The sequence below is a fragment of the Streptomyces scopuliridis genome (assembly GCF_042790125.1).
GTDB classification, from domain to species: Bacteria; Actinomycetota; Actinomycetes; order Streptomycetales; family Streptomycetaceae; genus Streptomyces; species Streptomyces scopuliridis_A.
The window spans coordinates 119,266-131,919 of sequence record NZ_JBHTZS010000004.1 but is presented as its reverse complement, the minus strand read 5'-3'; the positions used below and the strand labels follow the sequence as shown (position 1 = coordinate 131,919).

Below are 12,654 nucleotides of genomic sequence, written 5' to 3'. Positions count from 1 at the left end.
AGCCCCTTTAGTCCCATTCCAGACCGCCGCGCCGCCACACATACGCGTAGGCGACGAAGACGGTGAGCACGAAGAGCAGCATCTCCACGAGCCCGAAAATCCCCAGCGCGTCGAAGGTGACGGCCCAGGGGTAAAGGAAGACGACCTCGATATCGAAGATGATGAAGAGCATCGCCGTCAGGTAGTACTTGATGGGAAAACGGCCGCCTCCGGCCGGCGTCGGCGTGGGTTCGATGCCACACTCGTACGCTTCAATTTTGGCCCGGTTGTAGCGCTTTGGGCCGATAAGCGTGGCCATGACCACGGAGAAGATCGCAAACCCAGCCCCGAGGGCGCCGAGCACGAGGATGGGTGCGTAGGAATTCACGCCCCTCAGCTCCTTCCAGTCGTCCTTGACCGTTGGATCGCACCGGGCGGTTCGCCTCACCACCTCGCCACGACCCCTGAAGATCGCTTACATGTGAGGCAGTTCACAAGCCCGACTGCCCCGCATCCTATGCCCGGTGGTCTGTGATCTGCGACACGGGGTGCAGCAACGGCTTTGTGATCTCCACCACCCGACGAAGGATCATGAAGTCGGATGAGCGGTGATCTTCATACGTGAAGCGGCCGAGCGGTCACCAGATGTGACAACCGAGTCCGTTTCCGCTGGTCGGAGGTGCGCTGCCCTATCAAGCGATGCACCGTACAAGCAAATTTGCAATGAAACAGTATACCGTGCTAAGGGGCTCGGCGGTCACCCGCGCGAGGGGGAAGTGCGGACCGACGTGGACACGTGCACGCATTCACGAGCAACCGGGACAGCCCGACAGGCGTCCATGGAGAGACGCGCGAGCGCGCCGGAAGACCCCGTGACCACTCCGGGCGGACTCCGTGATCGTCCCGACTGCCGCGCGGTGACCATCCTGTGACCTCCACCACTCCACTCAACCGTCAAGACAAGAGGGCTTGGCCATGGGTGTGAAGGGGTGGTAAGCGGCGGGCAATTCGGACCTTTATCGGAAAGACCGTGATCACAGCCATGATCACGCATGCCCGGTTTGCCCGTTACGGCGTCAATAAGACCCGAAGCTAAGCGGATTCACAGATTCCGAACGTAACTGTGGCGCAACACACCTTGCTTGACGGGAACCAGGTATCACCTGATAGCCGTAGGTCTCATGTCCCACACCGCTCACATACCCAGCCACCGGAAGCCCCGCCGCAGCGCGTCGAAAGTCGTCCTCCGTAGCGGAGTTGCCGGTGGCGTCCTCAGCACCATCGCGGTCGCGGGTGCCGCGGGCCCGGCGCAGGCCGAGCCGGTGACCACCCAGACCATAGAAATGCCCACGCTCACCTCCGGTCTCGTCGCCGACTTCACGCGGTCCGCCGAGGCCACGCAGCGCGTCGCGAACTCCCTGGACCTGCGCGCCCAGCAGGACGCCGCGGCGTCCACGGCCGCGCAGACCGCCAAGAAGGCCAAGGCCGAGGCGGACCGCAAGGCCGAGGCCAAGAAGAAGGCCGAGGCGAAGAAGGCCGAGGAGGCCCGCGCCAAGGCCGCCGCCGCCGAGCGCGCGTCCCGCACCGCGGAGCGCACGACGCTGTCGGCGTCGTCCTCCTCGAACTCGGGCTCCTCCACGGCCTCGAAGAGCAGCTCGCAGGCGACCGGTTCCGCCGCCGCCGTGCTCGCCTTCGCCCAGGCCCAGCTCGGCGACGCGTACATCATGGGCTCGACGGGCCCGAACGCCTGGGACTGCTCCTCCCTGGTCCAGGCCGCCTACCGCCAGATCGGCGTCGACCTCCCGCGCGTCTCGCAGGACCAGTCGACGGCCGGCACCCAGGTCTCCCTGAGCAACCTCCAGCCGGGCGACATCCTCTACTGGGGCGGCGCGGGCAGCGCGTACCACACGGCGATCTACGCCGGCGGCGGCGAGTTCATCGGCGCGCAGAACCCCAGCTCGGGTGTCGTGAAGAAGTCCCTGGACTGGGACCCGCCGAGCGGCGCGGTCCGCGTCCTCTGATCCGCTCGCGGATCCACCCGAAACACGACGAAAACCCGCAACTCCGGCTCGGGGGGTGCGGGTTTTCGTCGTTCACGTCCCTTTCGCCCTGTTCTCGTCAGGCGGCGGGGGCGGGCAGCGCGACGCCGGTCAGACGCTCGGACGCGGCCCAGAGACGGGCGTTGGCGGCGGGGTCGAGGGCGCGGCGGGTCGTACGGGCCGTGGTGGTGGGGCCGATCAGCCCGAACCGTCCGCCCGGACCGTAGTACCCGCCCGCGACGGCACCCGGGTCGGCCGCCGCGTACAGCAGCGGTTCCGTGCCCTGTTGGACGTCCTGCGAGGGCAGGAAGGTGAGGGACGTCAGCACGGAGATCCGGCGCGACGGCTTGCCGGTGCCGAGAGCCGGCCCCGTCGTCTGGAGGTTCGTGCGGGTGTAGCCGGGGTGCGCGCCGGTGCTCAGCAGCTGCCAGCCGCGCTCGTCGGCGAGGGCCGCGAGGTGCCGGGTCATCATGAGGTTGGCGAGCTTGGACTGTGCGTAGGAGAGGTTCGGGCTGTAGCGCCGGCGCTCCCACTGAAGATCCTCGAAGTGGATACGGCCGTAGTTGGCCGTCCCGCTGCTCATCGTCGCCACCCGCGGCGCGGTGGCGGAGAGCAGCAGCGGCAGCAGCCGGACCGTCAGCGCGAACGGGCCCAGGTAGTTGCTGCCCATCTGGAGCTCGAAGCCGTCGGCCGTGGTCATCCGGGCGGGCGGGGCCATCACCCCGGCGTTGTTGACCAGCAGGTCGAGCGGGGTGCCGTCGGCGATGAGCCCGTCGGCGAATTCCTGGACGGAGGCGAGATCGGCCAGATCGATCCGGCGTACCTCCAGTTGGGCGTCCGGATGCCGGGCCAGGATCTCGGCGCGGGCCCGCTCGCCCTTGGCGACCGTACGGACGGCCATCACGACCCGGGCCCCCGCGCCGGCGAGCCGACGGACCGCTTCCTTGCCGGTCCCGCTGTTGGCGCCGGTGACGACGGCGAGCTTCCCACTCTGGTCGGGGACGACGTACATGGCGACTCCTTCGTAGTAGACCGGCGGTCTGTTGCCATTCGACGCTAGCAGACCGTCGGTCTATTAACAACAGACCGGAGGTCTGTAGCCTGGGGCCATGACAACGCCCTTCCAGCGCGCCCGCAGCGAGGAGCAGCGCGCCGTGCGCCGGCAAGCGATCCTGGACACCGCGGCGGCGATGCTGACCGAGATGCCCGTGTCGCAGGTGAGCCTCAACGAGCTGAGCCGACGCGTCGGGCTGGCGAAGTCGAACGTGCTGCGCTACTTCGAGTCCCGCGAGGCCGTCCTCCTCGAACTGCTGGACACCGAGCTACGGGAGTGGCTGGGCCGGCTGGACGGCACGCTCGCCACGGCGGTCGACGCGTCCGGCGGACCGTACGAACGCGGCGACCAGGTCGCCGGCGCGCTCGCGGACACGCTCGCGGCCCGCCCGGTGCTCTGCGATCTGGTCAGCGCGCAGGCCGCGGTGCTGGAACGGAACGTCTCCCCGCAGATCGCCGCGGAGTACAAGCGCGCCGTCCTGACCGACGCCACCGCCCTGACCCGGCTGATCCGCACACACGTACCCGAACTGAACGAACACGACGCGATGCGGTGCGCCGCCGCCACCCTCCTGTCGGCCGGCGCGATCTGGACCCACGCGCAGCCCTCGGCCGCGATGCTGGCCGCCTACGAGGCCGATCCCACCCTGGCGACCATGCGCCTGGACTTCACCAGCACGCTCCGCGAGCTGCTGGAGGTACTGCTCACGGGCCTGCTGACCCGCGCACTGCGCCGCTGACCCGCGCGCTGCGCCGCCGACCCGCGCGCTGCGCTGCCGACCGGCGCGCTGGGCTGCCGACCGGCGCATTCGACTGCTGACCGGCGCACTGCGCCGTTTTCCCGCCTGAACGCACCCCGGCCCCCCGCGGTGAACCCGCGGGGGGCCGGTAATGAGCAGGCGTCACTTGTCGCCGAAGATCACGACCGTGTTGAAGCTGTTCTTGATCTTGGAGTCGATGTCGATGAACTCACGTCCGTCGTGACGTCCGTCGTGCTCCCAGCTCGACGCTGAGGCGGCACCCGCGCTGCCCAGGACGGCCATGGCGGCGAGAGCGGCGGCGGCGACTGCTGTACGAATACGCATGAGTTTTCTCCTTGTGAAGAAACATTCGGTTTGGACACTTCACAGGTTCACGGTGGAGCGCCGCCGATAACCGAGCGGGAAGAGAGACCACTCCGATGCGGAGAAAATGCAGTACCCCTGGCCGAAGGACGCCAAAGGTTCGCCTCTGGTCCCGCGGGCGAGTCTGGTTCCGCGGTCGGGCCGGCGAGACTCCGAGGTGCGGTTTCCACTGACGGCTCGGTATCACTCTGACGAGGTTGCGCCCGAGTCGCACGTCCCAGTCCGCGGTGGGGGTGCGCGGCAGGGCTACGGCGATCACGCGAGCGGCCGGGAATGATCACGTGAATCCGGGGCCGGAGGGTCCCCGGCGGCCGGGTCATGTCCCGCCCGTGAGGGCGCGGGCCCTCGTAGCTTGAGCACGACAATGCGGGTCCGCTTCTTGTTACCGATGGGTTCGGCGGCGGGCGAGAAGAGGCCCGCCCCGGCTACCTCGGCTACCCCTCGGTCCTCACCTCACGCCGACCACCAGGCGCACGCCCCACCAAGTGCGCCTGCGGAACACGGATCGTGACCCGCACCGGGTCGGGGCAGCAGTAACAGGTGTACGTGTAGCCCTCCTCCGCGTCGAGCGGGACGGGTGACACGGCACTGTCCGCCGTCGGCATCACGGCGTACAGCACCCCCACCGCCAGCACGATCGCACTCATCGCGATCGACACAACACCCCACAGCGCGGGGTCCGTTACGGGCTCCATCAGCCGGTCTCCCCGCTCTCGGCCCGCACTTCGGCCCATGCTTCGGCCCGCGCTTCGGCTTCGGCCTCGACCTCGGCCAGCGTGAACCAGACCGCCTTCAACCTGGGCGAGCGTCCCCCGTAGACCGTGAATCCCCACGCACGGGCCAGACTGTCCACGAGCATCAGCCCGCGCCCGCCTTCCTGCGCTCGCTCCCGGCACAGCGCGGCGGGCTCGGTCGGCGTGGGGAAGGCCCAGGGCCTGTCGTCGGCCACGGAGACCGTGGCCTGTTGGTGAGTCACCGTCACATGTACGCGGATCAGCTGCGTATGGGTATGGCGATGCGCGTTGGTGACCACCTCGGTCACGCAGAGGCGCGCGTCGTCGACGAGGTCGCGGTGCCGGCTGAGCCCGAGAAGCGACGTGACGAAGTCACGCGCGACCTTGGCCGCGCTCGCGGTGTTAGGCAGGGCGAGCCGGTAGCTCTCGCCGCCTGGTGGTGGCGGGGGTACGGGAGTTGCGGTGGCGGTCACGGTGGTCATGTCGTTCTCCCAACGCGGTGCGGTCTGAACTGGCGCGTGGCCCGCCATGCGTGGCGATGACCGCGATGGCGCGCCAAGGCGCGCTGAAACGGCTGCACTTCGGTCTTACTGACGTGCGACGCGGTGCAAGTACGACGTTACCGTCTGTCCATCACATGTGGTACCTGCTTCGATATTATGGGTAACGCAGTGGATTGTGGTTTGGACACGGGCCACACTGAGACCCGACAAGAGGAGAGACCAATGCCACCGAGGAAGGCGCTCACAGCGCGGCAGCGCCGACTGGGTTCCGAGCTACGCAAGATCCGGGAGCACTCCGGTCTCTCCATCACACAGGCAGCGGCGCTGCTCGGCACGGATCGCACCACCATCAGCAACACCGAGTCGGGACGATTCGGCGTGAGCCCCGCTCGCGTGCGGACCTGGGCGGGTCACTACGAGTGTCCTGACACGGCGTACATCGACGCACTCGCCGACATGGCCGCGGAACGTATAAACGGGTGGTGGGAGGACTACCGGGGCGATCTCCCCAGTGATGCACTCGACTTGTCCGAGTTGGAGCACCACGCCACCGGCATCCGCGCCGTGCAGATCATGCATATGCCCGGCCTGCTCCAGACCGAGGATTACGCTCGGGCCGTCTTTGCGGAGGACGTGCCATCACCGAGCCCTGTGAAACTGCGACGTCAGCTTTCCCACCGTTTGAAGCGGCGCGATGTGCTCGACCGGGCGGAGCCGCCGGCGTGCACGTTTCTCATCCATGAAGCCGCGCTTCGCATGCAGTACGGCGGCCCCGAGGTCACCCGTGGTCAACTCGACTACCTCCTGAAGGAGTCGGACCGCGACAACATCACCATCCGGGTGATTCCGTTTGCGGTGGGCGGTTTCCCGAACGCTGGCAGTTCAACACGCTATGTGTACGGTCCCGTCCCGCAGCTCGACACCGTACAGATCGACACTGCGACCGGGTCGGCACTTCTCGATGCCGAAACACCTCTCGCGAACTATCGAGCCGTACTGGAGCGGACCGAAGAGCGATCGCTCGATCCGCAGAGTTCGCGGGACTTCATCAATGAGATCGCACAACGAGTATGAAGGCGTGAGAATCATGGAAATTCAGTGGCGCAAGTCCTCCAAGTCCTCGAATGCCGCAGGCAGTGATTGCCTCGAACTCGCCGAGCACGACGGCGAGATCCTGATGCGCGAAAGCGACAACCCCGACGTCATCATCCGCACCACCCGCACCAAGCTCCGCGCCTTCCTCGACGGCGCCAAGGAAGGCGAGTTCGACAACCTCGCCTGACCAACCACAGCACCCCAGATACGGGCGGTCCCCACCGGCGCAGGTGGAGGCCGCCCGTTTCGCTGCCGGGACCACCACGACGTCGTCATCCGTACGACCCGCACCAAGCTGCGCGGCTTCCTCGACGGCGCCAAACAGGGCGAGTTCGACAACCTTGCCTGAGCCAGCCCTCACGACTGCCAGCGGGCGACGGACCGTTCACGTCCGTATCACTCGTTAGGTGTAAACACTTGATACGCGCCCGCAGCAAACGCTAACGTCTCCCCGTGCCGCCGCCACGGGCAGAACCCTCGGCCCCCGCCGTGCCCGTTCGCGTCGCACAACTCCCCTTTCATCTGCGCCAGTTGGGGGAGTCTCAGAAAGGTTGCCCCCTGCCTGCCGCTCGTCACGCCGGCCAAAGGCAGGGGGCAATCCCTCTCCGCACCCCGCCCGCCAGGAGGCCCCGCCATGCCCAACTCCGGGACAGAGCACGCGTTCTGGTGCGAGCAGGTCACCTACAGCTCACTCGCCGTCGACGGCATCGCCGACGCGTCGCACCACGTAGCCCCCACCCCCGCCGATGCGATCCGCAGCGTCCGTGCGGCCGTTCGCACACTCGCCGCCACGCTCCCGTCCATCGAGCGCCAGCGCGCGCTGAGTTGGGTGGACGGCGGTGGCTGCATCGGGGCGGTCGGGGCGCTGCACCGGGGCGAGCCGTGCGGATTCTCGCTCAGCCATCGTGGCCTGTGGACGGAGTGGACCGTACGTCCCGTACCGCTCCCCCTCAAGGACCGGGCATGACGACGGCCCTGTGCGGTGACCGGGCGGTCACCGCACAGGGCCGTACGCAGGGCTCAACCCACCTGTTTCACCTGGATGACCTTGTACTCCTTGCCACCGATGATCTTCGTCGTCTCGCCCGTCTTCACGAATTTGCCGCCACGCGGGATCAGGACCTCCGACTCCTTGCCCCGATAGCGGGAAAGGGGGTCGATGTTGCGGCCTTCGTCCGTGGTGATTTCGAGCACGACCTTCTCGCCCTTCCGGCCGTTGCTCTTCGAGTTCTCGGCGGCGCGGTCGGCCTTTGCCGGGTCGCTGGACGTGCTGAGGTACTCGGGCATCTCGACCTCTTCACCGTTGGCGAACCTCTCCAGCAGCTCGTCCGGCATGAACGTACCCCGGTAGAACGTCCCCTCGACCGGCGGCAGGTGCTCCAGAGCACTGTCCATGCGCTCGATGAACTTCGGGACCTGTTCCCCACGGCGGCCAGGGATCCCCTGACCACGGAGGTACTTGTTCGCGTCCTCGGCCCACGAGCCGGTGTAGTCGGCGATGATGAGCGCGTCCTGGGCGGTGAAATCCTTTGTCAGCGGGTTCTTGCGAGCGATCTCCTCGACCTCCTGCGCCCAGTTCTTCTTGTCGCCGGGGCGGAAGTCCGGGATATCCTCCAGCACGGTCATCGGGTCCGGGCGCTCGGAGCAATTCCCTCCATCCGGACCCGGTTCGGGCTCCGGCTCGGGCTCCGGTTCGGGCTCCGGTTCGGGGTCGTCGCGCTCGGGCTCCGGCCTCGGCTCGTCAGTGAGTCCGAGAGCGTTCCGGAGCCTGTCCTCCACCTCTTGGTACGTGTCGACACCAGCGATGGCGGAGCCGGATACCGACTGCAGCATGTCCATCGCGGAAGCGCTTCCCGGGTCGGCCGCGAGCGTGACGCGGCTGACGACAACACGCGTACGAACCGCAGCCGAGGCGAGCGTGTAGCGCCCGTCGCCGGTCGCTCCGGTACTCACCGGGCCGGAGAAAGCGATCTTGGAACCGTTCAGGCAGTCGTTCTTCTTGTCCTCGTTGTCCTCGTCCTTGTTGTCGTCCTCATCCTCGTCGTCGTTCTTGTCGTCGTCGTTCTTGTCGTCGTCGTTCTTGTCGTCGTCGTTCTTGTCGTCGTTATTGCCGCCGCTGCTCCCGCCCGAGCCACCACCGGTACCTCCGCCGGCGTCGGACCCGCCGGTGCCCGTTTCCCGGCAGCTCTGCATGATGCCCCAGGGGGCCATGACCGGATTGCACTCGACGCCGCCACTCGAACCGCCGCTGTCCGAGCCACCGTCGGACCCACCGTCCGAACCACCGCTGTCGGAGCCACCATCCGATCCGCCGCTGCTCGATCCACCGCCGTTCGAGCCACCACCGCTCGAACTACCGCCGTTCGAGCCACCACCGCTCGAACCGCCTCCGTTCGAGCCACCGCCGCTGGAACCGCCACCGTTGGAACCACCACCGCTCGAACTACCGCCGTTCGAGCCACCACCGCTCGAACTACCGCCGTTCGAGCCACCACCGCTCGAACCGCCACCGTTGGAACCACCACCGCTCGAACTACCGCCGTTCGAGCCACCACCGCTCGAACTACCGCCGTTCGAACCGCCGCCGCTGGAACCACCGCCGTCGGACCCACCGTCCGAACCGCCACCATCCGAACCGCCACCGTCGGACCCGCCATCCGAGCCACCGCCATCCGAGCCGCCGCCGTCGGAGCCACCGCCGTCCGACCCGCCACCGCTCGAACCTCCGCCGTTCGAGCCACCACCGCTGGAACCACCGCCGCTCGAACCGCCACCGTCGGACCCACCGTCCGAGCCACCGCCGTCCGAACCACCACCATCGGTCCCACCGTCCGAGCCGCCGCCGTCGGAGCCGCCGCCGTCCGAACCGCCACCGCTCGAACCTCCGCCGTTCGAGCCGCCGCCGTTCGAGCCGCCGCCGCTCGAACCGCCACCGTCGGAGCCGCCGTCCGAACCGCCGCCGTTCGAGCCCCCGCCGTTGGAACCACCTCCGTCGGAACCACCGTTGGAACCGCCCCCCGAGTCCCCACCGCCGTTGTCCCCACCACCGGAGTCACCACCGCCGGAGTCACCACCGCCGTTGTCCCCACCACCGGAGTCACCGCCCCCGGAGTCACCACCGCCGGAGTCACCACCGCCGGAGTCACCGCCACCGCTGTCGCCACCGCCCGACTCGCCACCGCCACCGGCAACCGCGTCGCTGTCGCACGAATCGCCAAGGATGTTGCAAACCGCTGTCTGGAGACCGTTCGCGATCTGGGTTCCCACGCCACCCATGACAAGCGCACCGATGATCAGGGCAACCAGACCGATCATGCCGACGTACTCAACCGTCGTCTGACCACGATTCCGGCGCCACCCGATCATGTGCGAAATCGACGGAAACGCCTCCCGACGCAACCGCTCACGCGTCCAACGCGGCCTCACCGCCCGCTGCTCCGCCGCCAGTTCGAACCAACCCCGACTGGCACCCGCACCGACCAGCGCCAGCAGAGCCCCCGGCAGCAGCAGCTGACTGACCCCGCGCGCCGAACCCACGTACAGATTGACGACGCTGCCGACCAGCAGCCACGCCTGAAGCCCGACCAACGCGAACCAGACGACCTTCCCACCGGTCCACAGGAACCGCGCCAGAATCACGGCGGCGATCCCCGGCGCCACCGCGTACAGCGCCGCCAGACTGAGCGTCGGCGTGATGTGAGTGCCCAGTTCCAGCAGCGAGTTCACCACGCCCACGCCGCCCAGCAGCGTCAGAGCGAACATCAGATAGAGCAGAACCCGGGTGACGACGAGAGATCTCGGCAACTCCCAGCGGTGCGTGGGTATGCCGGGCTGAATCACCAGGCCCTGCGAGTCCGACACGGAGAAACCTTTCCAACAAACCACTTGCGATTGTCCGGCCCCGGCATCCAGCCATGGCGCGTATATCGGCACACTACGTACGTACAAGACCCATTCCGAAGGGCCCACGGACCCACCCGGGGCCCACGTCGGGCCCATGCCGCGTCTCAGCGGCTCTCCCCCGGGATTTCACTCGTAAAGGTGTAGTGCCTGTCGCCGATACGCCAGCGCGATCGTACGAACCACGGTTGGGTAGGGGTGAGTTGAAACGCTTGAACCACCGGCGCAGGAGGCCCTCCCCCCATGACCACCAAAGGCATCGACGTCTCGTCACACCAGAGTTCCAGCTACAGCACCGCCGGCCTCGACTTCGTCTTCATCAAGGCCACCGAGGGCACGTCATACATCAACCCCAAGATGACCGCGCAGGCCGCGCGCGGGCGGGCGGCCGGGTTGGTGGTCGGGTTCTATCACTTCCTGCGGCCCGGTGACATGAAGGCGCAGGCGCGGTATTTCGTCGAGGAGTGCGCCAGTATCGAGTACGACCCGCTGTTCGCCGACTGGGAGGACGACGGGGTTTCCTGCGCCGAGAAGGACGCTTTCCTCGCCGAGGTGAAGCGCTTGCGCGGGTCGAATCACCGGGTGGGGCTGTACTGCGGGCAGTACTACTGGCTGCACCGCGACACCACCAGCAACGCGGGCGACGCGCTGTGGATCGCCGACTATGTGACCGTAGGAAAGCCGCGGATCAAGGCCGCGTGGAAGTTCCACCAGTACACGGACACCCCGGTCGACACGAACGTCGGGAAGTTCGCCGACCGGGCCGACCTGAAGAAGTGGACCCGAGGATAAGACGGGGATGAGCCCCCGGAGATAAGCCCCCGGGGACGAGACGGATGTCAGCCGGGACCGGTCGTCCACGCGGCCCTACGCCTTGGGGGCCACCTTCGACAGTCCGTTGATGATGCGGTCCATCGCGTCGCCGCCCGTCGGATCCGTCAAGTTCGCCAGCATCTTCAGGGTGAACTTCATCAGCAGCGGATGCGTCAGACCGCGCTGCGTCGCGATCTTCATGACCTTCGGGTTGCCGATGAGCTTCACGAAGGCGCGGCCGAGCGTGTAGTAGCCGCCGTAGGTCTCCTTGAGGACCTTCGGGTAGTGGAGAAGGGCCATCTCACGCTGGGCGGGAGTCGCGCGGGCGTGGGCCTGGACGATGACGTCGGCGGCGATCTGGCCGGACTCCATGGCGTACGCGATGCCCTCGCCGTTGAACGGGTTGACCATGCCACCCGCGTCACCGACCAGCAGCAGGCCCTTGGTGTAGTGCGGCTGGCGGTTGAACGCCATGGGCAGGGCGGCGCCGCGGATCGGCATCGTCATGTTGTCGGGGGTGTAGCCCCAGTCCTCCGGCATCGAGGCGCACCACGCCTTGAGCACCTGACGCCAGTCCAGTTCCTTGTACGCGGAGGAGGAGTTGAGGATGCCGAGGCCGACGTTCGACGTGCCGTCGCCCATGCCGAAGATCCAGCCGTAACCGGGCAGCAGCCGGTCCTCACCCGGGCCGCGGCGGTCCCAGAGTTCGAGCCACGACTCCAGGTAGTCGTCGTCGTGGCGGGGGGAGGTGAAGTACGTACGGACCGCGACGCCCATGGGCCGGTCCTCGCGCCGGTGCAGCCCCATGCCCAGGGACAGCCGGGTCGAGTTGCCGTCGGCGGCGACGACGAGCGGCGCGTGGAAGGTGACCGGGGTCTTCTCCTCGCCGAGCTTGGCGTGTACGCCGGTGATGCGGCCGGTGCGGTCGTCGGTGATCGGGGCGCCGACGTTGCACCGCTCGTACAGCCGCGCGCCGGCCTTCTGCGCCTGCCGGGCGAGCTGTTCGTCGAAGTCGTCGCGCTTGCGGACCAGGCCGTAGTCCGGATACGCGGCCAGATCCGGCCAGTCGAGCTGGAGCCGTACGCCACCGCCGATGATCCGGAGCCCCTTGTTGCGCAGCCAGCCGGCCTCTTCGGAGATGTCGATGCCCATCGAGACGAGCTGCTTCGTGGCGCGCGGGGTGAGGCCGTCGCCGCAGACCTTCTCGCGGGGGAACGCGGTCTTCTCCAGCAACAGGACGTCCAGGCCCGCCTTGGCGAGGTAGTACGCCGTGGTGGAACCGGCCGGGCCGGCACCCACGACGATCACATCTGCGCTGTTTTCGGAGAGGGGCTCGGTCACAGCGGGTTCTCCCGAAGACTCGAATTTGGGTACCTGGCGGCACGGGGCATGTGCAGTCTATGGGGGTGCACTG

The 12,654-nt window shown here is 67.7% G+C and carries 13 protein-coding genes; 6 read left to right on the top strand and 7 right to left on the bottom strand.

What is annotated here, in order from left to right; translation table 11 throughout:
* Positions 1 to 7: 7 nt before the first annotated feature.
* On the bottom strand, positions 8 to 367 hold the full coding sequence (locus tag ACFRKB_RS07345) for an NADH-quinone oxidoreductase subunit A (RefSeq protein WP_129773348.1): 360 nt from the start codon (positions 365 to 367) through the stop codon (positions 8 to 10).
* Between the two features lie 793 nt (positions 368 to 1,160).
* On the opposite strand from ACFRKB_RS07345, the gene ACFRKB_RS07340 reads away from it, so the two are divergent.
* Positions 1,161 to 2,000 (top strand): C40 family peptidase, encoded by an 840-nt coding sequence (locus tag ACFRKB_RS07340; RefSeq protein ID WP_383104081.1) that lies wholly within the window; start codon positions 1,161 to 1,163, stop codon positions 1,998 to 2,000.
* Positions 2,001 to 2,097: 97 nt separating this feature from the next.
* Here ACFRKB_RS07340 and ACFRKB_RS07335 read toward each other — a convergent pair whose 3' ends face one another.
* The gene (locus tag ACFRKB_RS07335; protein ID WP_383104079.1) at positions 2,098 to 3,030 is read right to left on the bottom strand and encodes an SDR family oxidoreductase; all 933 of its coding nucleotides are present in this window, start codon (positions 3,028 to 3,030) and stop codon (positions 2,098 to 2,100) included.
* Positions 3,031 to 3,127: 97 nt separating this feature from the next.
* Here ACFRKB_RS07335 and ACFRKB_RS07330 point away from each other — a divergent pair, with 97 nt between their 5' ends.
* Positions 3,128 to 3,811, top strand: coding sequence for a TetR/AcrR family transcriptional regulator (locus tag ACFRKB_RS07330; protein WP_383104077.1), 684 nt, complete (start codon positions 3,128 to 3,130; stop codon positions 3,809 to 3,811).
* Positions 3,812 to 3,973: 162 nt separating this feature from the next.
* Here ACFRKB_RS07330 and ACFRKB_RS07325 read toward each other — a convergent pair whose 3' ends face one another.
* From ACFRKB_RS07325 to ACFRKB_RS07315, 3 genes are all read right to left on the bottom strand, one after another.
* Positions 3,974 to 4,156: a hypothetical protein gene (locus ACFRKB_RS07325; protein ID WP_383104076.1), complete on the bottom strand. Its 183-nt coding sequence runs from the start codon at positions 4,154 to 4,156 to the stop codon at positions 3,974 to 3,976.
* 473 nt (positions 4,157 to 4,629) lie between these two features.
* Positions 4,630 to 4,890: a hypothetical protein gene (locus tag ACFRKB_RS07320; RefSeq protein WP_383104074.1), complete on the bottom strand. Its 261-nt coding sequence runs from the start codon at positions 4,888 to 4,890 to the stop codon at positions 4,630 to 4,632.
* On the bottom strand, positions 4,890 to 5,411 hold the full coding sequence (locus ACFRKB_RS07315) for an ATP-binding protein (protein WP_383104072.1): 522 nt from the start codon (positions 5,409 to 5,411) through the stop codon (positions 4,890 to 4,892). The genes ACFRKB_RS07320 and ACFRKB_RS07315 overlap by 1 nt, the downstream gene beginning before the upstream one ends.
* A 243-nt stretch (positions 5,412 to 5,654) precedes the next feature.
* Here ACFRKB_RS07315 and ACFRKB_RS07310 point away from each other — a divergent pair, with 243 nt between their 5' ends.
* The 3 genes from ACFRKB_RS07310 to ACFRKB_RS07300 all read left to right on the top strand — a co-directional run bounded on the left by ACFRKB_RS07310 (position 5,655) and on the right by ACFRKB_RS07300 (position 7,494).
* Positions 5,655 to 6,506, top strand: a complete 852-nt coding sequence (locus ACFRKB_RS07310; RefSeq protein ID WP_383104070.1) for a Scr1 family TA system antitoxin-like transcriptional regulator — start codon at positions 5,655 to 5,657, stop codon at positions 6,504 to 6,506.
* 13 nt (positions 6,507 to 6,519) lie between these two features.
* Positions 6,520 to 6,714, top strand: a complete 195-nt coding sequence (locus tag ACFRKB_RS07305; RefSeq protein WP_383104069.1) for a DUF397 domain-containing protein — start codon at positions 6,520 to 6,522, stop codon at positions 6,712 to 6,714.
* Positions 6,715 to 7,161: 447 nt separating this feature from the next.
* On the top strand, positions 7,162 to 7,494 hold the full coding sequence (locus tag ACFRKB_RS07300) for a hypothetical protein (protein WP_383104067.1): 333 nt from the start codon (positions 7,162 to 7,164) through the stop codon (positions 7,492 to 7,494).
* Between the two features lie 53 nt (positions 7,495 to 7,547).
* Here ACFRKB_RS07300 and ACFRKB_RS07295 read toward each other — a convergent pair whose 3' ends face one another.
* Entirely contained in the window at positions 7,548 to 10,388 is a 2,841-nt protein-coding gene (locus ACFRKB_RS07295) for an ADP-ribosyltransferase (RefSeq protein WP_383104065.1), read from the bottom strand.
* Between the two features lie 282 nt (positions 10,389 to 10,670).
* Here ACFRKB_RS07295 and ACFRKB_RS07290 point away from each other — a divergent pair, with 282 nt between their 5' ends.
* On the top strand, positions 10,671 to 11,219 hold the full coding sequence (locus tag ACFRKB_RS07290) for a glycoside hydrolase family 25 protein (RefSeq protein ID WP_383104063.1): 549 nt from the start codon (positions 10,671 to 10,673) through the stop codon (positions 11,217 to 11,219).
* 75 nt (positions 11,220 to 11,294) lie between these two features.
* Here ACFRKB_RS07290 and ACFRKB_RS07285 read toward each other — a convergent pair whose 3' ends face one another.
* Positions 11,295 to 12,581, bottom strand: coding sequence for a geranylgeranyl reductase family protein (locus ACFRKB_RS07285; protein ID WP_365977440.1), 1,287 nt, complete (start codon positions 12,579 to 12,581; stop codon positions 11,295 to 11,297).
* Positions 12,582 to 12,654: the final 73 nt, after the last annotated feature.